General features: G+C 71.8%; 23 protein-coding genes and 2 pseudogenes. 17 read left to right on the forward strand and 8 right to left on the reverse strand.

What is annotated here, in order from left to right; genetic code table 11:
* The first annotated feature begins 180 nt into the window (after positions 1 to 180).
* Entirely contained in the window at positions 181 to 657 is a 477-nt protein-coding gene (locus IE263_RS43895) for a hypothetical protein (RefSeq protein ID WP_189943740.1), read from the forward strand.
* A gap of 21 nt (positions 658 to 678) precedes the next feature.
* Here the strand turns inward: IE263_RS43895 and IE263_RS43900 are convergent, their stop codons facing one another.
* Positions 679 to 1131, reverse strand: a complete 453-nt coding sequence (locus tag IE263_RS43900) for a flavodoxin family protein (protein WP_189943741.1) — start codon at positions 1129 to 1131, stop codon at positions 679 to 681.
* 251 nt (positions 1132 to 1382) lie between these two features.
* On the opposite strand from IE263_RS43900, the gene IE263_RS43905 reads away from it, so the two are divergent.
* The gene (locus IE263_RS43905; RefSeq protein WP_189943742.1) at positions 1383 to 1757 is read left to right on the forward strand and encodes a hypothetical protein; all 375 of its coding nucleotides are present in this window, start codon (positions 1383 to 1385) and stop codon (positions 1755 to 1757) included.
* A gap of 154 nt (positions 1758 to 1911) precedes the next feature.
* On the forward strand, positions 1912 to 2280 hold the full coding sequence (locus IE263_RS43910; protein WP_189943743.1) for an ArsR/SmtB family transcription factor: 369 nt from the start codon (positions 1912 to 1914) through the stop codon (positions 2278 to 2280).
* Positions 2281 to 2392: 112 nt separating this feature from the next.
* Here the strand turns inward: IE263_RS43910 and IE263_RS43915 are convergent, their stop codons facing one another.
* Entirely contained in the window at positions 2393 to 2629 is a 237-nt protein-coding gene (locus IE263_RS43915; RefSeq protein ID WP_189943744.1) for a hypothetical protein, read from the reverse strand.
* Positions 2630 to 2912: 283 nt separating this feature from the next.
* On the opposite strand from IE263_RS43915, the gene IE263_RS43920 reads away from it, so the two are divergent.
* From IE263_RS43920 to IE263_RS43950, 7 genes are all read left to right on the forward strand, one after another.
* Positions 2913 to 3380 (forward strand): hypothetical protein, encoded by a 468-nt coding sequence (locus IE263_RS43920; RefSeq protein ID WP_189943745.1) that lies wholly within the window; start codon positions 2913 to 2915, stop codon positions 3378 to 3380.
* A gap of 246 nt (positions 3381 to 3626) precedes the next feature.
* A complete protein-coding gene (locus IE263_RS43925; protein WP_189943746.1) occupies positions 3627 to 5006 on the forward strand; it encodes an ATP-binding protein in 1380 nt (459 codons plus the stop codon).
* The gene (locus tag IE263_RS43930; protein WP_189943747.1) at positions 5003 to 5425 is read left to right on the forward strand and encodes a roadblock/LC7 domain-containing protein; all 423 of its coding nucleotides are present in this window, start codon (positions 5003 to 5005) and stop codon (positions 5423 to 5425) included. The genes IE263_RS43925 and IE263_RS43930 overlap by 4 nt, the downstream gene beginning before the upstream one ends.
* Entirely contained in the window at positions 5422 to 5784 is a 363-nt protein-coding gene (locus IE263_RS43935) for a DUF742 domain-containing protein (RefSeq protein ID WP_189943748.1), read from the forward strand. The genes IE263_RS43930 and IE263_RS43935 overlap by 4 nt, the downstream gene beginning before the upstream one ends.
* Positions 5756 to 6373 (forward strand): GTP-binding protein, encoded by a 618-nt coding sequence (locus tag IE263_RS43940; RefSeq protein WP_189943749.1) that lies wholly within the window; start codon positions 5756 to 5758, stop codon positions 6371 to 6373. The genes IE263_RS43935 and IE263_RS43940 overlap by 29 nt, the downstream gene beginning before the upstream one ends.
* Entirely contained in the window at positions 6370 to 7608 is a 1239-nt protein-coding gene (locus tag IE263_RS43945; RefSeq protein WP_189943750.1) for a cytochrome P450 family protein, read from the forward strand. The genes IE263_RS43940 and IE263_RS43945 overlap by 4 nt, the downstream gene beginning before the upstream one ends.
* A complete protein-coding gene (locus tag IE263_RS43950) occupies positions 7605 to 8837 on the forward strand; it encodes a cytochrome P450 family protein (RefSeq protein WP_189943751.1) in 1233 nt (410 codons plus the stop codon). The genes IE263_RS43945 and IE263_RS43950 overlap by 4 nt, the downstream gene beginning before the upstream one ends.
* 120 nt (positions 8838 to 8957) lie before the next feature.
* Here the strand turns inward: IE263_RS43950 and IE263_RS43955 are convergent, their stop codons facing one another.
* Positions 8958 to 10481, reverse strand: a complete 1524-nt coding sequence (locus tag IE263_RS43955) for a helix-turn-helix domain-containing protein (RefSeq protein ID WP_189943752.1) — start codon at positions 10479 to 10481, stop codon at positions 8958 to 8960.
* Positions 10482 to 10608: 127 nt separating this feature from the next.
* Entirely contained in the window at positions 10609 to 10737 is a 129-nt protein-coding gene (locus IE263_RS49860) for a hypothetical protein (RefSeq protein WP_308430822.1), read from the reverse strand.
* Positions 10738 to 10972: 235 nt separating this feature from the next.
* Between IE263_RS49860 and IE263_RS49865 the strand changes: the two genes are divergently transcribed.
* The 5 genes from IE263_RS49865 (at position 10973) to IE263_RS43980 (ending at position 15221) form a co-directional block, all read left to right on the forward strand.
* On the forward strand, positions 10973 to 11131 hold the full coding sequence (locus IE263_RS49865) for a hypothetical protein (protein ID WP_189943753.1): 159 nt from the start codon (positions 10973 to 10975) through the stop codon (positions 11129 to 11131).
* 195 nt (positions 11132 to 11326) lie between these two features.
* On the forward strand, positions 11327 to 11917 hold the full coding sequence (locus IE263_RS43965) for a TetR/AcrR family transcriptional regulator (protein WP_229911506.1): 591 nt from the start codon (positions 11327 to 11329) through the stop codon (positions 11915 to 11917).
* Between the two features lie 441 nt (positions 11918 to 12358).
* Positions 12359 to 12979 (forward strand): L-threonylcarbamoyladenylate synthase, encoded by a 621-nt coding sequence (locus tag IE263_RS43970; RefSeq protein ID WP_189943755.1) that lies wholly within the window; start codon positions 12359 to 12361, stop codon positions 12977 to 12979.
* 147 nt (positions 12980 to 13126) lie between these two features.
* Complete coding sequence (locus IE263_RS43975; protein WP_189943756.1) at positions 13127 to 13882, forward strand: dienelactone hydrolase family protein; 756 nt, start codon at positions 13127 to 13129, stop codon at positions 13880 to 13882.
* A gap of 145 nt (positions 13883 to 14027) precedes the next feature.
* The gene (locus tag IE263_RS43980; protein WP_189943757.1) at positions 14028 to 15221 is read left to right on the forward strand and encodes a glycoside hydrolase family 64 protein; all 1194 of its coding nucleotides are present in this window, start codon (positions 14028 to 14030) and stop codon (positions 15219 to 15221) included.
* Positions 15222 to 15284: 63 nt separating this feature from the next.
* Here the strand turns inward: IE263_RS43980 and IE263_RS43985 are convergent.
* From IE263_RS43985 to IE263_RS44000, 4 genes and pseudogenes are all read right to left on the reverse strand, one after another.
* Positions 15285 to 16130 (reverse strand): annotated as a pseudogene (locus IE263_RS43985) (putative Ig domain-containing protein); the annotation flags it as partial.
* A 330-nt stretch (positions 16131 to 16460) separates the two neighbouring features.
* Entirely contained in the window at positions 16461 to 17261 is an 801-nt protein-coding gene (locus IE263_RS43990; RefSeq protein WP_229911507.1) for an alpha/beta hydrolase family protein, read from the reverse strand.
* 170 nt (positions 17262 to 17431) lie between these two features.
* Positions 17432 to 17699: pseudogene (locus IE263_RS43995) on the reverse strand (DUF5937 family protein); the annotation flags it as partial.
* 79 nt (positions 17700 to 17778) lie between these two features.
* A complete protein-coding gene (locus tag IE263_RS44000) occupies positions 17779 to 18186 on the reverse strand; it encodes a RidA family protein (RefSeq protein ID WP_189943758.1) in 408 nt (135 codons plus the stop codon).
* Between the two features lie 143 nt (positions 18187 to 18329).
* Between IE263_RS44000 and IE263_RS44005 the strand changes: the two genes are divergently transcribed.
* The gene (locus IE263_RS44005; RefSeq protein ID WP_189943759.1) at positions 18330 to 18710 is read left to right on the forward strand and encodes a winged helix-turn-helix transcriptional regulator; all 381 of its coding nucleotides are present in this window, start codon (positions 18330 to 18332) and stop codon (positions 18708 to 18710) included.
* Between the two features lie 140 nt (positions 18711 to 18850).
* Positions 18851 to 20062, forward strand: a complete 1212-nt coding sequence (locus IE263_RS44010; RefSeq protein WP_189943760.1) for a serine hydrolase domain-containing protein — start codon at positions 18851 to 18853, stop codon at positions 20060 to 20062.
* Positions 20063 to 20093: the final 31 nt, after the last annotated feature.

Consider the following 20093-nt stretch of genomic DNA (forward strand, 5'->3'; position numbering starts at 1 on the left):
GGAGGCCGGGGGCCGGAGGCCGGGGGCCGGAGGCCGGGGGCCGGAGGCCGGGGGCCGGAAAGACGATGTTCCGGCTCGCCCTCGCGTCAGCGGCCCGGGCCCGTTCGAGTGGCCCTCGTCCGCACGCCGTCGTAGCGTCGGTACAGAACCTGGGTCCGAGACAGCCGGGCGGGAGCGGACATGCGCGGACACACCATGAGGACGGCGGCGCTGCTGTGCGCCGCGCTGGGACTCACCGCGGCGATCGGTACGGCCTCGGCCGCGCCCCGCACGTCGCCGCCCGGCACCACGGCCGAGCAGGCCGGCGCGCGGCAGACCGCGGGCGCGGTCCTGGTCGACTGCCTCTGGCACCCCCAGGTGCGCCCGGACGCGTTCATCCTGGCCTGCGGTGACGGCAACAGCCGGCTCGCCTCGCTGAAGTGGGACCACTGGAGCGCGGACTCGGCGAGGGCCACCGGCGTCAACCTCCTCAACGACTGCAAGCCGTACTGCGCCGTCGGCACCTTCCACTCGTACCCGGTCGTCGTACGGCTGGACAAGCCGCAGACCTGGGAGAAGGAACCCCAGACGCAGCGCTACGGCCGGATCACGCTGGAGTACACCGGGGAGCGGCCCGAGCAGTTCGCGAAGGTCGTGAGCTACCCGCTGTGGGACTGAGCCCGGACCGACGCGGTTCCGTCACTCCATGAGCCCCGCGGCCGTCGTCGCACCCAGCTCCCAGCAGGCCTCCAGATCCGCCTTGCCGGGTTCCCCGGTGACGGTCACGGGCTCGGCCGCCCGCCGCCAGCCGAGGCCCGTCGTGATGGCCTCGATGCCGCGCACGGCGCCGGTGACGTCGTTGCCGCCGTGCACGTAGTAGGCGAAGGGGCGGCCGCGGGTGGTGTCGAGGCAGGGGTAGTAGATCTGGTCGAAGAAGTGCTTGAGGGCGCCGGACATGTAGCCGAGGTTGGCCGGGGTGCCCAGCAGAAAGCCGTCGGCCTCCAGGACGTCGGAGGCCGTGGCGGCGAGGGCGGCCCGGCGCAGCACGCGGACGCCTTGGATCTCCGGGTCCGTCGCGCCCGAGACGACCGATTCGAACATCGCCTGGCAGTTCGGCGAGGGCGTGTGATGGACGATCAGCAGGGTGGCCACGGCACCGAACCCTGCCCGCTCGCCGGTCCGACCGCAAGCGGACTTCTTTTTGAGCGAGCAACTGAAGTTGAGACGCCACCCGGACAACTCCCGCATGTGTGTGATCAGAAAGCGGCAGACGTTTCCGTGTTTCGAACCTCCTTGTGCCAGTCCCGGAGCGCTTCACCCTTCCGGGGGACCCGCTCCGTACGGTTCGGGGCACGAACGGGGCCGGAGGAGCCCGGGCCCGTGCTACCGGCAGGAGGAGCGCCATGGCGAATGTGGAAATCTCCCTGAAGGAGACGATGACCATGATCGAGGGGGCACTGGGCGCAGCCGTCGTGGACTACACCAGCGGTATGGCGCTGGGCACGATGGGCGGCGGCAAGGACCTCGACCTGGCCGTCGCCGCGGCAGGGAACACCGACGTGATCCGCGCGAAGGTCCGCACGATGGAACACCTCGGGCTTAAGGGCGAGATCGAGGACATCCTGATCACGCTCGGCAGCCAGTACCACCTCATCCGGCTGCTCAAGGGCCGGCAGGGCAGCGGCTTGTTCATCTACCTCGTGCTGGACCGGGACCGTTCCAATCTGGCCATGGCCCGCCACCAGCTCAAGCGGATCGAGACGGAGCTCGAGGTGTAGACGGCCCGGCGGCCGGCGGCTTCGCACGCCCGGTAGTTGAAGATTTCTTCAACTCGACACATCCACATGAGTGCATCACCGAGGTGTGCGGAGCCCACAGTCGCCAGGATCGTGGCGGACGCAGGACCCCGAACCGGGCAGGGAGCGATTGACCATGCAGGTCCCCCTCTACCAGGCCAAGGCCGAGTTCTTCCGCATGCTCGGGCACCCGGTGCGCATCAGGGTCCTCGAACTGCTGCAGGGCGGCCCCGTCGCCGTGCGGGACCTGCTCGCGGAGATCGAGATCGAACCGTCCAGCCTGTCCCAGCAGTTGGCCGTGCTGCGCCGCTCGGGGATCGTGGTGTCGATCCGGGAGGGCTCGACGGTCAGCTACGCGCTGGCCGGCGGTGACGTCGCCGAGCTGCTGCGGGCGGCCCGCCGCATCCTGACCGAACTGCTCGCCGGGCAGAACGAGTTGCTGGCGGAGCTGCGTCAGACGGAACCGCCGCTGTCCGTACCGCAGGGCGACCCGAGTCGGGCGTGACGGGGGCCCGCACCGAACTCACAAGTTCATTTCAGGTTCGTCGTGGAGACGCACGCCGGGGCCCGGACGCCGTGACCGTCTCACGGTGTCCGGGCCCCTGGGGCAGCGGGCGTCAGGCTCCGCTCAGGCGCGTGCGCAGGAGGTCCTTCCCCAGCTCGGCGCCCTTGCGGCTGTCGGCCTGGGCCTTGCGGAACAGGTCCGCGACCTCGGTGTCCTTGTCGCGTTCGGCGTCCTGGATGTAGGTCTCCAGCCGCAGCGCGTTGTTCAGGCACGCCTCCACGTACCAGATGAGGTTGTAGTCCTTGTCCCGGGTACCGGTCACGTCGCCGGTTTCCGTGCCAGTGGCCATGCGGGCCTCCTCCCAGCGTGATCCTCGACATTGCTCGCTCGGTGGCCGGGTACCCATCGCCCCCCCGGGCACACCGCGCGCACGTCCGAGGCCGTCGGCCGAACGGGGACACGGGACTCGAACGAACCAGACCGAAACGCCAGGGTTCGCCACCCCTTCCGCCACGTAGAAATATCTACCAGCATGCATACGCCGAGTCGGCGCGCGGTCGACGGCGGCCCGGCCCGGTGTCCTGTGTGCCTGCGTCGTCCGGGCCCGGGGGGGATCTCACACGGAGCCGGACATGAGCGATGTGATGTGGGGGCGGGGCGTGGAGTGGCTCGCCGCCGCCGCGACGGACCCACGGGTGTGCAAGCGGGAGTGGGACCAGGGCAACGGCATCGCGCTGCTGGCGGCCGGCCGCTACTGGGACGTGCTCAGCGTGCCCGAGCGGCTAGGTCTGTTGACCCTGGACCTGCTGTGGCAGCCGTCGCTGCCTGTGCCCGGGCCGACACTCGTGGACACCGCGGCCCATCGGGTGGGCTTCTTCCTGCCGCCGGATCCGGACAGCCGCTGGGTCGGGGCGGGGCTGCGGCACGCGGGCCGGGGGTCCTGGGTCGCGGTGCCCCCGCCGTACCGGCCGGCGCGGTCCCTGGAGTGGCTGGTACCGCCGGACGGGACCGGTGCGCTGCACGCGCCGGGCACGCTGGAGCTGGCGCTGCGTCAGGCCAACGGGAGCCTTGCCGTACTGCCCCCGCCGAGCGGCGTGTAGCGCGTCCCGGGCCGACGTCAGGCCTATGATCATCTCCACACCAACTCGCCCGCACCGCACGGCAATTCCGACAGTCGACGCAGAAGCGAAAAGATACCGGGCACTTTCGGACCGAAGTATCGCTCGACCGTGCGAGAGCGATCAATGACGGTGTGTACTGTGCTGCGGGTGCCTGGTCCGAACACCTTGGGCCCACCCCTGCACTCGTGCTCCCCGAATCGCCTGACCCTCCCTGGAACCGAATCGATGATCGAATTACCGGACCTGGTGGCCGGCGGCCTCGCCGCCGGAACACTGTCCGCGCTCGCCCTCGGCGGCGGGCTCCTGCGGTTACGACGGCAACAGACCCGGCAGCGTGCGGAGATCGCCGCGCTGCGCACCCAACTCGACGGGTCGTTGCGGGCGTTCACCGCGGAGGTCGAGCATCTCGCGGCCCGGCGCGTACCCGCCGCCGCCCGTCAGGTGGCGCATCCGCATCTCGACGTGCCCGGCCCGCTGCAGCCGCTGACCGTCGGCACACCCTTCGGCATCGCCCTGGAGAACGTGCTCCTGGCGATGCAGGCAGAGGTGGCCGCCCAGCGCACCCGGGTCGACGCGGCCGCGCAGGCCGGGATGCGGGGCGCCACCCGGGAGATCCAGGCGGCCCTGTACCGGCTGCAGGACGCCCTGCGCGGTCTGCAACAGCGCTACGACGACCCGGAGTTGACGCAGACCCTCTTCGAGCTCGACCACGAGAACGAGCAGTCGCTGCGCCGCGCCCAGGTCGCGGCGGTGGTGTGCGGGGCCTGGGTGGGGCTCGCGCGCGAGGAGTCGCACCTGGTGGACGCGGTCACCGGCGGCCAGGCCCGGCTCGCGGGCTACCACCGGGTCAAGGTCCACAACCACCTCGAGCCCGGCACGGCCCTGGTCTCGCACGCCGTGGAACCCGTCGCCGTCATCGTCGCCGAACTCCTCGACAACGCCCTGCGGCACTCCGCGCCGGACACCGACGTGGTGGTGAGTCTGGAGCACGTGCACCACGGCGTGTGCGTGACCATCGACGACGCGGGCCTCGGCATGACACAGGACGAACGCGACCGCGCCCAGCGCCTGGTGGCGGGCGACTCCCCCATCCTGCTGACCGACCTCGGCGACCCGCCGCGCATGGGCCTGGCCGCCATCGGGCGGCTGACCCGGCAGTTCGACCTGGGTGTCGACGTCTCCTCGCCGTCCCCGTACGGCGGGGTGCGCGCGGTGCTGCGGGTCGACAGCCACCTCCTCAGTCACCTCGACCCGGCCGACCGGCCGCAGGCTCCGAGCGCCCCGCGCACGACCCGCAAGGCGGCAGCGGCCGCCTCCCACGCGTACGGCACGGACGAGACCGCCCCGGACACTCCCCGGCACCACACTCCCCGGGACGCCGACGGGCTGCCGCAGCGCCGTCGCCGTACCCGGGCCGCAGCCGTTCCGGAGCAGCCCGCGCCGCGGCGGCCGGCGCCCCGCCCGGAGGAGGCCGCGGCGGCGCTGGGCGCGCTGCAGTCCGGCACCGCGGCCGCCCGCTCCGGCGCCGAGGCCGCACCCCAGGGCACCGCACCGGCGGCCCACGAGACCGACAACACCGACGACGAAGGAGGAGCGGCTCGATGACCAGCCGCAACACGGGCGACACCGCATGGGTGCTGGAACCGATCCTGCAGGTGCCGCACGTGGTGGCCGCCGTCATGCTGACCCGGGACGGGCTCGTGACGGGGTACACCGACGCGCTGTCGCAGCCGTCGGCGGAGCGGGTGGCCGCCATCACCAGCACCGTGCAGGGGGCGTGCCGGACGGCGGCGGCCGCGTTCGCCGACCAGGACCGGGCCGAGGTGCGCCAGATCGTCATCGAGTCGGACCACGGCTACGTCCTCATCGTGCCGACGGACCACGGCACCTGTGTGGCCGCGTACGGGGACGGCGAGGTGCGCCTGGACCTGCTGGCGCACCGGGTGCACTCCCAGGTGGCGCGGCTCGGCGAGAAGGCCATGACGGCCGCGCCCCGAGGAGCCGACGACAACGCTCCGGCATGACCGGACGCCCGGCCGGTCGTCCCCTGGTTCCCGCGTACCTGTCGACCGGCGGGGTGGCCCGGCCCAGCCGTCCCCAGCTGGAGCGGCTGTCGGTGCTCGCCCGCAGCGGCGAGCCCGTGCCGCCCGGGCTGCCCGCCGCCGAACTCGCCCTGCTGGACGCCCTGGAGGGCGGCTCGCTGGCGGTGGTGGAGGCTGCGGCGCTGCTGCGGCTGCCGGTCTCCGCGGTACGTGTCCTGGCGGCCGGCCTCGCCGACCGGGAGCTGGTCCTCACCCGCGCGCCGATCCCGCCCGCCGAACGGTTCGACCCCGACCTGCTGAAGAGAGTGGCCGATGGCCTCCGCGCCCTCAAGCACACCTAGCGCCGTCACCCCCGGCGCCATCCACCTTCCCGACACCGCCCGCGACCTGGTGAAGATCCTCGTCGCGGGTCCGTTCGGGGTGGGCAAGACGACCCTGATCGACTCGGTGTCCGAGATCCGGCCGCTGCACACCGAGGAGCACCTCAGCGAAGCCTCCGCCGAGGTGGACGACCTGGCGGGGGTGCGGGAGAAGACGACGACGACCGTCGCCATCGACTTCGGCCGGATCAGCCTGCCCGGCGGAGTGGTGCTGTACCTGTTCGGCACACCCGGGCAGGAGCGGTTCCGTTCGCTGTGGGACGAGATCGCCTACGGGGCGCTCGGCGCGCTGGTCCTGGTCGACAGCCGCCGGCTGGACGCGTCGTTCGACGTGCTGGGGCTGGTGGAGGAGAGCGGGCTGCCGTACGCGGTCGCCTTCAACGCCTTCCCGGACGCGCCCCGCCACTACGGCGAGGAGCAACTGCGGCGCGCCCTCGACCTGGAGGCGGGCACGCCGATGGTGACGTGCGACGCGCGGGACGCGAACTCGTCGATCGACGCGCTGCTCGCGCTGGTCGACCACCTCATCGACCCCGGGGAGGCCCGGTGACCACCTATCCCCCGGGCCGGCACGACTTCACGCGTTCGGCGCCCGTGCGGCTGTGGGAGGACGGCTTCGCGTCCGATCCGCACCGCTACTACGCGGCCCTGCGCGCGCAGGGGCCCATCGGATGGGCGGAGTTGGCGCCCGGCGTCCCGGCGTACCTGGTCACGGACCGGCGGGCCGCGCTGGACGTGCTGCACGATCAGGAGACGTTCTCGCACGACCCGCGCGCGTGGGAGTCGACCGTCCCGGCCGACTCGCCGGTGCTCGGCATGATGCGGTGGCGCCCCAACGCGCTGTTCGCCGACGGGGCCGCCCACGTCCGCTACCGCACCACCCTCATCGACGTGTTCGACCTGGTCGAGCCGCACGACCTGCGGGCCCGCGTGCACCGGGCCGTACGGCTGCTCGTTGGCCGGATCGGCCCGCGCGGCGGGGCCGATCTGGTCGGGGACTTCTCGCGGCCGCTGATGGCGCTGGTCTTCAACGACCTGTTCGGGCTGCCGGACAGCCACGGCGACCGGCTCAACGAGGGGCTCGGCAAGATGATGGAGGGCGGAGCGCAGGCCGCCGAAGGCGAGGCGCAGTACGCCCAGTACGTCCTGGAGCTGATCGCCGCCAAGGCCGAGCGGCCGGGTGACGACCTGCCGAGCCGGCTGCTGGACCATCCGGCGGGACTGACCCTTGAGGAGGTCACCTGGCAGGTGTTCCTCACCCTGGGCGCCGGCTACGAGCCGACCGCGAACCTGCTGTCGAACACCCTCTCCCGGATCCTGGGCAACCCGGCCTACTACTCCACCCTCACCAGCGGCGCCCGCCCGGTCATGGACGCGGTCGTCGAGGTGCTGCACCACGAGACACCGCTGGCCAACTACGGCATCTACTACGCCCGTCGGCCGGTCGCGTTCCACGGGGTGTGGCTGCGGGACGCGGTGCCGGTGGTGGTGTCGTACGGAGCGCTCGGACACTTCGCCGAGCGGGAGGCCACCGGCGGCCGGCACCCGAACGACGCCTCGCACCTGTCGTGGGGTGCGGGCCCGCACACCTGCCCGGTCAAGCAGCACACGCTGCTGCTGGTCACCGAGGCGATCGAGCGGCTCACCCAGTGGCTGCCCGACCTCGACCCGGTCCTGCCCCGCGAGCGGCTGAGCTGGCGGCCGGGCCCGTTCCACCGCTCGCTGACCGCCCTGCCCGTCCGTTTCAGCCCCCGCTCCCCCGACCAGCCAGGAGTTCCGTCATGACCGTGACCGACCGCGTCGACCGCTTCGCCATCGATCCGTTCGGGTCCGACATCCCGGGCGAGAGCGCCCGGCTGCGCGCCCTCGGCCCGATCGTGCCCGTGGAGCTGCCCGGGGGCATCCCGGCCTGGGCGCCCACCCGCTACGACACGCTCAAGGAGCTGATCCTCGATCCGCAGGTCAGCAAGGACCCGCGCCGGCACTGGCGGCTGTGGCCCGAGATCGGCGACCACCCGTCCTGGGGCTGGATCCTGGGCTGGGTCGGCGTGGTCAACATGCTCTCCACGTACGGCGCCGACCACGCGCGGCTGCGCAAACTGGTAGCGCCGAGCTTCACGCACCGGCGCACCGAGGCCCTGCGGGACCGGGTGGAGGCCATCACCACGGAGCTGCTGGACGAGCTCGAGCAGGGCGGTGACGTGGTCGATCTGAAGGCCGGGTTCGCACACCCGCTGCCCATGCGGATCATCTGCGAACTGTTCGGTGTGCCCGAGGAGTTGCGGGAGGCCACCGCCCGGCTGATCGCGGCCATCATGGACACCTCGGACCCGAGCCCGGAGCACGCCGCGTTCGTGCAGGAGCAGATCGGCACGGTGCTGGGCGGGCTCATCGCCCACAAGAGCGAGCACCCCGGCGACGACATGACGACCGAGCTGATCCGGGTGCGCGACGAGGACGGCGACCGGCTGAGCAGCGAGGAGCTGCTGTACACGCTGCTGTTGGTGATCGGGGCCGGGTTCGAGACGACCGTGAACCTCATCGGGAACGCGGTGGTGGCGCTCCTGGACCGGCCCGGGCAGCTGGCGGCCGTGCGGCGCGGGGAGATCGGCTGGGACGCGGTGGTGGACGAGACGCTGCGGGTGCACCCGTCGATCGCCTCGCTGCCGCTGCGGTTCGCCGTCAGCGACCTGAAGGTCGGTGACGTGACGATCCCGGCCGGGGACGCCATCATCACGACGTACGCGGCGGCGGGCCTGGACCCGGCGCACTACGGGGCGGACGCCGACGCGTTCGACGCCACGCGCGGGGCGGACGACCATCTGGCGTTCGGCATCGGTGTCCACCGGTGCATCGGCGCGCCGCTGGCCCGCATGGAGGCGCTGACGGCGCTGCCCGCGCTGTTCGACCGGTTCCCCGATCTGCGGCTGGACACCCGGGCCGAAGAACTGCGCCAGGTGCCGTCGTTCATCGCCTTCGGCTGGCAGGAGATCCCGGTCCGGACGCGGGGCTGACCAGGCGCGGGAGCCCGACCGGTCCCCCGTTCCGGTCGTGGCCCCCGCGATGCGTCGAACTTACGTGTTCGGCGCACGGGTTGTGAATCGTGCCGATGCCCGCTCACCGGGCCGGATGGCTCACCTGTGCACAGGTGAGTCCGGATGGCCCGATTCCGTCGGGTGGAGAGCGGGTCGTTCGAGGTCACCGGTGGCCAGATGGGCGAGAACGACCTCGTAGAGGTCGCTGCCGGCGGCGAGGAGTTGGCGTTCCAGGACGGGTTCCGCGCTGCGGACGTGCTCGCGGACGGTCTGGGCATGCACGCCGAGCACCTGTGCGGTGCGTTCGGCGTTGCCGCCGGCGGTGATCCAGGTGCGCAGGGTACGGCGCAGGTCGCGGCTGTCGGTCTCCAGGCGCGCGAGCAGGTCGTGCGCCCAGGCGCGCAGTGCGGTTCCGGCGAGCAGGTCGTCGAGGCGGTCGGGGGCGGTGGCGGCGCCGGGGTACTCCTCGGCGATGGCGACCTGGGCGTTGAGCGCGAGGTGGACGGTGGCGCGGACGGTGAGGTCGGAGAAGTCCGTGCCGAGCAGCGTCTCGACGCGTTCCATGCGGGCCCGCACGGTGTTGCGGCTGACGCCGAGGACCTTGGCGGCGTTGACGGCGGTGAACTCCAGGCCGAGCCGGGTGGTGGCGAGGAGTTCGGCTCGGGTGTGGTGCGGGAGGGTGTCGAGGGGGCGCAGCAGGCGGGTCGTCCAGGCACGCAGGGCGGCGGGGTCCATCAGGCGCTCGGGGTGGGTGCGTTCGGCGTAGACGGCCGCCTTGTCGGGGCGGAAGCGGGCGACGGCGAGGGCGCTGACGGCCTGTCCGTAGGCGGTGGCGGTGTGGGCGAGGCTCTGGGGGGTGCTCCCGCCGAGGAAGGTGTCGGGGTGGCGGTCGCACAGGCCGCGCAGTTCGCTGCCCGCTGTGTCGTGCGGGGTGACGACGATGACGTGGCCTTCCATGGCGGGGCAGCGGACGACCAGGGCGTGCTCGCGGGTCGCGGCGAGGCAGGCCTCGGCGAGACGGTCGCGGTCCTGCGGGGTGCTCTCGACGACGTAGACGCAGGCGGTGTCCGTGTCCAGGAGGCCGGGCCACAGGCCGGCGGCGACACGGCGTGCGGCGACGGTGTCCTCGACCATGAGCAGTTGGAGGATGGCCAGGCGCAGGTCGGAGGTGGCGCGGGCGAGACGGTGTCCGGTGGCGGTGGTGCGCTGGGCGCGCAGCAGGAGTTCGAGGGCTGCCGCGGTGTGGGGGACGATCTCGGAGGCACGCCGGTCGAAGGGGGCGGTGCGGGAGACGATGAGGATGCCGGCCCGGGCGGGCGGCGTGAGTTCGACCCGTATCAGGCGCAGGTGGCGGCCGTCGCCCTCCCAGGCGGCGGAGGCGATACGGCCGGTGAGGATGTCCGCCGCCAGGCCCTCGTCCAGGGGGATGGACGGTCCGGCGAGCAGGGTGCCGGTGTCGTCGCGCAGGGAGACGGTCGCGTCGACGGTGACGGCGAGCCAGTCGACGATCCTGCCTACGTCGCGTCCGGTGGGGCGCAGGTGGTCGAGGAGTTCCTGCGCCCACGTCGGGTCGGCGCCGTCCGTCCCGTCCGTGTGACGGTTCTCGTCGTCCCGGCCAGCCATCTCGGCGCTCTCCTCGTCCCTCGCGGCCCCCTCGGGCCGAACCAGCCATATCGGTCCGGGACGTTACCTCACCTGGGCCTCCGGGGCCCCGCCGCGCCGGGCGGGGCCCGGGGCAGGCCCAGGCAGGTCAATGGGAGGCAGGGGTCTTCCGGATGCCGACGGCGGCCGGCGCGGCTCCGCCGACGCACAGCAGGCCGGTGACCACGGAGACCGCGTGCAGGCCGTTCATGAAGGCCTGGCCGCTGCCCTCGACCACGGCCGCCCGCAGCCGCTCGGGGCATGCCGTCGGGCACGGGGGGCCACGCCCATGGCGACCGCGTCCTCGGCCTCCTGGAGCCCTGCGGCCGTGGCGGCGGGACGCGGCGTGGGGTGAGTCCGCCGCCCAGTGTCGAACCGACCCTGGCGCTGATCACGGAGACCAGCACGGAGGTGCCGAGGGCGCCGCCGATCTGCGGGGAGCACGCCGGGGACGCGCGCGGGCGCCCGCGGTGGTGCGGTCAGTACGCGGCAGCGCGCAGGTGGCGCGTGAGCGACGTGAGCGCCCCCAGCGCGGAGCCGAGGGCGTCCATCTCGCCGTCGGTGAGGGAGAGCAGGGCCTCGGTGAGGTAGGCGGTCTCGAGGTCGCGGACCTCGGCAAGACGCCGGCGTGAGGTCGCCGTCGGGTACGGGTGGGCGACGCGCTTGTCGGGCCCGCGCGGACCGACGTACGCAGGCGGGTGCCGCGCGAAGGCCGTACCGTACGATGAGGGCGTCCGTCGGGAGCGCGACCTCGCAGGTCAGCGGCCCCTTCGCAGTCGACCGGAAGAGCGCCTGCCGTGGCCCGTCTACGCGCTGCACAGAAGGAGATGACCCGTCGGCTGCTGCTGTCGACGGCCCTGGAACTGTTCGAGGCGCGGGGCTACGCGGGAACGACGGTCGACGACATCGCGCGGGCGGCGGGCACCACACGGGTCACGTTCTACGCGTACTTTCCCTCGCGGGCGGCCCTGATGAAGGCGCTCGTCGCTGAACTGGACGAGCTGCTGGCGCGCCGCGACACCGAGCCGCAGGCGGCACCGGACCTCGTCGCGGTCGTACGCCGGGGCAGCCGGGACGGCATCGAGGCCTGGCTGCGCGACACCTCGCGGCAGTGGCCCCGGACCCGCCCGTACGTGCTGGCCGCGCACGAAGCGGCCGTGGTCGACCCGGAGCTGCGCGAACTGGTGAACCACTGGTTCGACGGGGTCGTCGCCGACATCGAGGCGGGCCTGGAGCAGGCCGGCCGCTTCGCTCCGGAGTCGCGGCGCATGCGCGGTTTCCTCGCCCTGACCCAGCTCGACCAGCTGGCCCGGCACTGGATGCGCCACGGGTGGGAGACCGACTCCGCGACGGCCGTCGGCCTGCTGGCCGACAGCTGGACGCACCTGTTGGGGGCGGCCGGGCCCCAGGACGCTTGAGGGCGGGGCGCAGTCCCGCCCGGCCGTCCCGGCCGTGAGCCGCCGGTACCTGCGCCGTTCCTCGTCGTCGCGGAAGTCCACCGGGTGCCACCGGGTGCCACCGGGTGCCACCGGGTGCCACCGGGCGTGGTCGTAGCCGGGGACGGAGCGCCATGGGCCGACGACGGCGCACAGGCGGTCGCCGCGCTCGGGCGGGCGTCCGGGAGGGGCTCGGTCCATCCGGCGGCCGAACCGTGGAAGCCGGCGGCCGCCTCGGCGCACCGCTCCCCCGTGTGATCCGGGCATGGGGGGACAGCACCCCGCGCATCGTCGGGGCACGGAGGCCGGACGGTCTGCACGGCCGGAGACAGCGGCGTCGGCCGGACGGTCTGCACAGCCGGAGACACCGGCGTCCGACAGGCCTGCGCGGCCCACCCCCGCGCCAAGGCATAAGCTCAGCCAATGGCGAAGTACTACGACGTGCACCCCGAAAACCCCCAGCCGCGCACCATCGCCCAGGTCGCGGCTGCCATCCGGGCGGACGCGCTCATCGCGTACCCGACGGACTCCTGCTACGCGCTCGGCTGCCGGATCGGCAGCCGGGACGGCGTCGACCGGATCCGGTCCATCCGCGAGCTGGACGACCGGCACCACTTCACCCTCGTCTGCCAGGACTTCGCACAGCTCGGGCAGTTCGTGCGGGTGGACAACGACGTGTTCCGCGCCATCAAGGCGTCGACGCCCGGCAGCTACACCTTCATCCTCCCGGCGACGAAGGAGGTGCCGCGCATGCTTCAGCATCCGAAGAAGAAGACGGTGGGCGTGCGCATCCCCGACCACGTCGTCACCCAGGCCCTGCTCTCCGAGCTCGGTGAACCGCTGCTGTCCAGCACCCTGTTGCTGCCCGGCGAGGAGGAGCCGATGACCCAGGGCTGGGAGATCAAGGACCGGCTCGACCACGTGGTGGACGGGGTACTGGACTCCGGGGACTGCGGCACCGAACCGACGACGGTCATTGACTTCTCGGAGGGCGAGGCGGAGATCGTACGGTACGGGGCGGGTGACGCCTCGCGGTTCGAGTAGCCCGGTGTTTCGAGTAAGCCCGGGTAAAGGGACGGTTTGCGGGCCGGGGGTCCACGCGGCCGGTTGGATGGTGCGTGCAACCATGAGCGCGGCCTGGCCCGCCGGGCGGGCCCACAGCTCGCCGTGAACCGCGCAGAGAGGCAGCCCATGACCTCCGTACAGGGAACAGCCGTGGACATTCCCACCGAGGACGGCGTCGCGGACGCCTACCTCTCCCATCCCGGTGACGGGTCGCCCCGGCCGGGTGTGCTGCTGTACCAGGACGCGTTCGGCCTGCGTCCGCATCTGCGGGCGATGGCCGACCGGCTCGCCGGGGCCGGCTACACGGTGCTGGTGCCCAACGTCTTCTACCGTCACGGGCGTGCCCCGGTCGTGGAGCTGCCCGAGTTCATCGACCCCGCCGCCCGGCCGGAGATGTGGGAGAAGCTCCACCCGATCATGCAGTCCCTCACGAACGATCTGGCCATGCGGGACGCCGGCGCCTACCTGCACTGGATGGCCGAGAGCCCGCTGGTCGCGGACGGCCCGGTCGCGCTGACCGGGTACTGCATGGGCGCCCGTCTCTCCCTGCTGACCGCCGGCACCCACCCGGACCGGGTCGCGGCGGCGGCCGGCTTCCACGGCGGGCGGCTCGCGACCGACGCTCCGGACAGCCCGCACCGGGTGGCCGACCGCGTCACGGCCGAACTGTACTTCGGTCACGCCGACGACGACCCGGCCCTGCCGCCCGAGCAGATCGAGCGCCTGGAGGAAGCGCTGACCGCGGCCGGTGTCCGCCACCGCTGCGAGGTCTACGAGGGCGCCCAGCACGGCTTCACGCAGGCCGACACCGCTGCGTACCACGAGGAGGGCGCGGAGCGGCACTGGACGGCGCTGCTGGATCTGCTGAAGCGCACGTTCTGATCCGGTCTCCGAGGCGCCCGCGACGGCAGGACGCGGGCGCCTCCTCTTGCCAAGTTATTGACATGCCCACACCCCAGTGTCACCTTGAGAGCGCTCTCAACAAGGTACGGACCAACCCCACAGGCCTACCGCACGGAGGTGGAGAGTGCTCCGCTCACTCAGGTCCCGGCTGGCGGCAGCGGCGGGAGCCGCAGCTCTGGTCGGCGCGTTGCTCACCCTCGGACCGCCCGCACAGGCCGCGGTCCCCGACACCATCCCACTGAAGATCACCAACAACTCGGGCCGCGGCGAACCCCTCTACGTCTACAACCTCGGCACCCTCCTGACGACGGGTCAGCAGGGCTGGGCGGACGCGAACGGCGCGTTCCACGCCTGGCCGGCGGGCGGCAACCCGCCCACGCCGGCACCCGACGCCTCGATCCCTGGACCGGCCGCCGGGCAGTCCACGACGATCCGGATCCCCAAGTTCTCGGGCCGGATCTACTTCTCGTACGGGCAGAAGCTGGTGTTCCGGCTGACCACCGGCGGGCTGGTGCAGCCTGCCGTGCAGAATCCGAGCGACCCGAACCGCACCATCCTCTTCAACTGGTCGGAGTACACCCTCAACAACTCCGGGCTGTGGCTGAACAGCACCCAGGTCGACATGTTCTCCGCGCCGTACGCGGTCGGCGTGCAGCGCTCCGACGGGAGCGTGAGCAGCACCGGGCGGCTCAAGCCGGGCGGTTACCACGGCTTCTTCAACGCCCTGCGCGGACAGCCCGGGGGCTGGGCCAACCTGATCCAGACGCGGTCCGACGGCACCGTCCTCAGGGCGCTCTCGCCGCTGTACGGGGTGGAGACGGGGGTCCTGCCCAGGTCCGTGATGGACGACTACGTCAACCGCGTCTGGCAGAAGTACGCGACGACGACGCTCACGGTGACCCCGTTCGCGGACCAGCCGGGCACAAAGTACTACGGGCGGGTCTCCGGCGGCGTCCTGAACTTCACCAACAGCGCGGGAGCCGTCGTCACCAGCTTCCAGAAGCCCGACGCCGACAGCGTCTTCGGCTGCCACCGACTGCTGGACGCCCCCAACGACGCCGTACGGGGGCCGATCTCCCGCACCCTGTGCGCCGGCTTCAACCGGTCGACCCTCCTGGTCAACCCGAACCAGCCGGACACCACGACGGCGCACTTCTACCAGGACGTGGTGACCAACCACTACGCCCGCAAGATCCACGCGCAGATGGCCGACGGCAAGGCGTACGCGTTCGCCTTCGACGACGTCGGGCAGCAGGAGTCGCTCGTCCACGACGGCGCTCCGCGCCAGGCCTACCTGACGCTCGACCCGCTGAACTGAACACAGCGACGTCCCGCACGCGGGGGGAGCCCGCGTGCGGGACGTCGGCCCGTGGGGGGCGGGTCAGCTCGTCGTCACGGCTGTGTCGTCCACGACGAAGCTGGTCTGGAGGGAGGAGTCCTCGACGCCGGTGAACTTCAGGGTCACCGTGCTGCCCGCGAAGGATCCGAGGCTGAAGGACTTCTGCACGTAGCCGGAAGCCGCGTTGAGGTTGGAGTAGGTGGCCAGGGTGGTGGACCCGGCGGTGACCGTCAGCTTGTCGTACTGGGTGCTGGTGGTGGTCTCGGCCGTGTCGATGTGCAGGTAGAAGGTGAACGTGGTGTTGGTGCAGCCGCTCGGGATCGCCACCGACTGCGACAGCGTGTCGGTGTGGGTCGATCCGTAGCCGTCGAGCCAGGCCTTGCAGGAGCCGGTACGAGCCGCCTGGCTGCTGGAGTTGGTGATGACCCCGCTGCTGGCGGTCCAGGTGGTGTCGCCCGACTCGAAGCCCGGGTTGCCCAGGAGCTGCGCCGAGGCGCAGGTGCCGCCGCCGCTCGCGCTGACCGTCCAGGTGAAGGAGGCGGTGCCGGTCGCGCCGGTGCTGTCGGTCACCGTGACGGTGGTGCTGGAGGTGCCGGCCGTGGTCGGGGTGCCGGAGATCAGGCCGGTGGAGCCGCTGATCGACAGGCCCGCGGGCAGACCGCTCGCCGCGTAGGTCAGGGAGCCGCTGTTGGTGCTGCTCGCCGCGATCTGCATGTTCACCGCGGTGCCGACGGTGGAGGACTGGCTGCCCGGGTCGGTGACCGTGACGCCGGTCGACGGGACCGTGATGTGGCTGCCCACGTTGATGCCGGCGAAGGCGTTGCCGACCCCGGCGTACTGGGTGGAGCCGCTGCCGTACAGCGCGGCGGCCGCGTTGAGGGCGGCGGTGAAGAGCAGGGTGACTCCGACCGCGGTCCGCTTGCGGGGGTTGGGTCTCACGCGTACTCCTACTGCGGCGGCCGCGGGGCGCGGCCGGTGACAGGCCCGGGCAGCCGGGTGTGCTGTCCGGGACGAGCTGAGGTGTGCGGGGACCGTGCGGTGGGGGGGCAACGTGCCCTCTTGGAGCGGTAGTTGGGTCGGAGGATGACAGGGTTGTCCGGGGCATGTCATCCAGATGCCGGTGCTTCGAGGGTTATCCCTCGGTGCGGATCGCCGTCAGGGCCGTCGCGCCGCGTGGGGCTGTGCTCCGACTGTGCGTTCGCTGTGGTCAGCGCGGGTTCAGCAGGTCTCCCGACCCAGGTGCCCGGTCACGGCCGAGGCGGCCAAGTGGCGGCGGAGGAAGCGGACCTGAGGCCGGAGCACCTCTTCCGTGAGCGACGTGCCGACCGGCTGATGGCCGGCGCCGGGCAGCAGGACCAGCTCGTGCGGACGTCCTGCGGCACGCAGGGCGGCGGACAGGCGCAGGGTGTGAACCGGCGGGACCTTGGGGTCGGCGAGGCCGTGCAGGAGCAGCAGGGGGCGGGTGAGGCGGTATGCCTCGCGCAATGGGGAGGCGGCCTCGTAGCGGTCGGCGTGCACCTCGGGGTGGCCGAGGAACCGCTCCCGCCAGTGGGCGTCGTACAGCCGCTGATCGGTGACACCGGCGCCGGCGCCGGCCGCGTGGAAGACGTCCGGGCGGCGCAGGACGGCGAGAAGCGCGAGCGTGCCGCTGAAGGACCAGCCCCGGATGCCGACCCGGCCGAGGTCGAGGTCGGAGTGGCGGCGGGCGGCCTCGTGCAGAGCGGTGACCTGGTCGTCGAGGACGGACCCGAACAGGTCGCCGTGGACCGCGCGTTCCCAGTCCGGCCCACGCACCTGCGTGCCGCGCCCGTCGGCGACCAGGACGGCGAACCCGTGCTCGGCGAACCACTGCGACACCAGCGTCTTCGCGTCCGTCTCGGCGGTGACCCGCTGGGCGCCCGCCCCGCCGTAGGGGTCGAGCAGGACGGGCAGGGGTCCGCTGCCGGGACGGTGCCAGGAGGGGAGGTGGAGGCGGGCGCGCAGGGCGTCGGGGCCGAGGTGGAGGATGGTGGCGCGCACGTCGAGCACGGGGCGCTCGGCGTACGAGACGACGGGGACGGCCGGTCCACCGCGTGGGACGACGGTGACCCCCCGGCCTGAACAGCGAATCAGGGTGCCCCCGCGACGCACTCCCGCGTGCACGCCCGGCGTCGAGGTCAGACGACGGGCGCCCTCCCCCGCCCGGTAGACCCACCTGTGGAGCAGGCGGTGAGGTGGCGGGAGACCTCCGGGGGTGTCAGCTCCCAGGCATGGGCCGGCTCGCCGCTGGTGTGCGGGCCGCGAGCCAGGGTGCGCAGGAGGCGCAGCCGTACCGGATGGGCGAGCGCCTTCAGCCGTAGCCCGACCGTCTCCAGCGACACCGGCTCCGGCGGGTTCGGCTCGGCCACGGGGTACTGCACCACCGGGTGCCACCCGGGCGCGTGGACCCACCACCAGGTGCGGGCGGCCGTAGACGCTGGGGACAGGCTCTGACTCACGAGCGTTGACTTCTCCATGGGGAAGCCGCCTCGGTGCTCAACGGGCGAAGGGAATCTGTTCAGCCGAGGACTGCGGTGGCTTCGATCTCCACCAGATGGTCGGGCACGTCCAGTGCGGCAACGCCCAGCAGCGTGGCCGGCGGGACCGGGGTGACCCCCAGCTTCGCGGTCGCCCGACGGATCCCTTCCAGCAGCTGTGGCATCTTGTCGGGGGTCCAGTCGACGACGTGGACGGTCAGTTTCGCCACATCGTCGAAGGAGCCGCCGACCTCGGCCAAGGCGGTGGCGATGTTGAGGTAACACTGCTCGACCTGGGCGGCGAGGTCGCCTTCGCCGACCGTGACCCCCTCGGCATCCCAGGCGACCTGCCCGGCGATGAAGACCAGCTTCGTCCCCGTCGCGATCGACACCTGCCGGTAGACATCGATCTTGGGCAATCCGCTGGGGTTCACCAGTGTGATGGCCATGCTGCCTGCCTCCTTGTCACGAGAGCCCGTGGGCCTGCTGCCCGCGGCCCCGGACGTCTCTCGGTCTCTTGTGGTTACTCAGGAACCGTAGGAGAGTGAACGCTGACGTGGAAGAACGCACTTTTCAGTGACTGGGGAACCTCATGGTGACCAAGCAGTTCACGGGCTCGCCCGACGAAGCGGACCTGAGGCGCGCGGACTCTCTGGCGCGGGAGATCTTCTCGGATGTCGCCAACAAATGGGCGCTCCTGATCATCGAGGCCCTGGGGGAGCAAACCCTGCGCTTCAGCGAGCTGCGCAACGAGATCGAGGGCATCAGCCACAAGATGCTCACCCAGAATCTGCGCATGCTCGAGCGCAACGGCCTGGTCGAGCGGAAAGTGCACCCCACGGTGCCGCCGCGGGTCGAGTACACCCTCACCGAGCCGGGCCAGGCCCTGCGGGTGACGATCGACGGACTGTGCGACTGGACCCACCGGTACCTCGGCCACATCGAGACCGCCCGCCACCGCTTCGACACCTGACGGGGGCGATTGCGTCGCTACCCCACCCGAACGGGGTCGCCCGGGGCGCGACGGCCGGTGTCGGCGGCTAGCCTCCGGAACGAAGCCCGCAGGTGCGACGTGGGGGAATCGCAGCCTTCGACCCGTATGGAGGCTCCGCCGTGCGTCGACCCGAAGCCACGCGTCACACCGCAGGAACCGTCCTCATATGCCTGCCGCTGGCCCTGGGGCTTCTGGGCGCTTCGCTCACGGGCTGTGTCGCCACGGTGGCCACGAAGGCCGAGGGCACGCCGAAGGCCTGCACGACCGACCAGGTCTCCAAGGGCGGCACCTGCATTCCCGCCGACAGCGAAGCCTTCATCAAGAAGCAGGTCGCCGACTCCCTGAAGAAGTACAAGCTCACCGCAGCCATGGCCGGGGTCTGGATCGACGGGGAAAAGGTCACGAGCGTCGCTGCCGGAGAGACGATGACGGGCATCCCCGCGACGACCGACATGCACCTGCGGATCGGCGCGGTCGCCATTCCGTATCTGACGACCGAACTGCTCAAGCTCGTCGACGAGGGCGAGGTCCGGCTCGACGACAAGATCTCCCGGTGGCTCCCCGACCTGCCGCACGCGAAGGACATCACCCTGAAGATGGTGGCCTCCAGCACTTCCGGCTACGCGGACTACGTCCAGAACCCCGAGTTCATCGCCGCGCTCTACAAGAATCCCTTCCGGCATTGGACGCCGCAGGAACTGCTGGGCTTCTCCTTCTCCAAACCCCTCCAGAAACCGCCCGGGTCGGGGTTCGCCTACTCGCATGCCAACTGGGTGATCCTGGGCGACATCATCTCCAAGGTCAGGAAGAGGCCCCTTGCGGAAGTGATGCGCGAGGGAATCCTGAAGCCCCTCGGTCTGACCGGAACGGACAACCCGTCCACGGCCGAGATCCCCGCCCCGGTGCTGCACTCTTTCGACAACGAGCGGGATGTGTTCGAGGACGCCACCTACTGGGACCCGTCATGGACGCTGGCCCCGGGAGCGGTCATGACGGGCACGCTGGAGGACATGGGGAAGTCGGTGGCAGCGTGGGGCGAGGGCAGGCTGCTCACGCCCGAGTCGCGCAAGGTGCAGATCACCCCCGTCGCCAAGGTGACGCCGAGGACGTCCTACGCCCTGGGGCTGGCCGTGCAGAACACCTGGCTCCTGCAGAATCCGTCGTTCGCCGGCTACCAGGGATCGGTTTCCTATCTGCCCTCCAGGAAGATCGCGATCGCGACGGCCGCGACACAGGGAAGGGGCAGCGACACCGCCCAGAACTTCAGCACCGCGCTCCTGGTGTCGATCGCCAATCATCTCGCCCCGGAGAAGCCACTGATCCTGGAATGAGCGGCGGACGACACGCGGGCCAGGGACTGTC

It is taken from the genome of Streptomyces aurantiogriseus (assembly GCF_014649375.1).
Classification (GTDB): Bacteria; Actinomycetota; Actinomycetes; order Streptomycetales; family Streptomycetaceae; genus Streptomyces; species Streptomyces aurantiogriseus.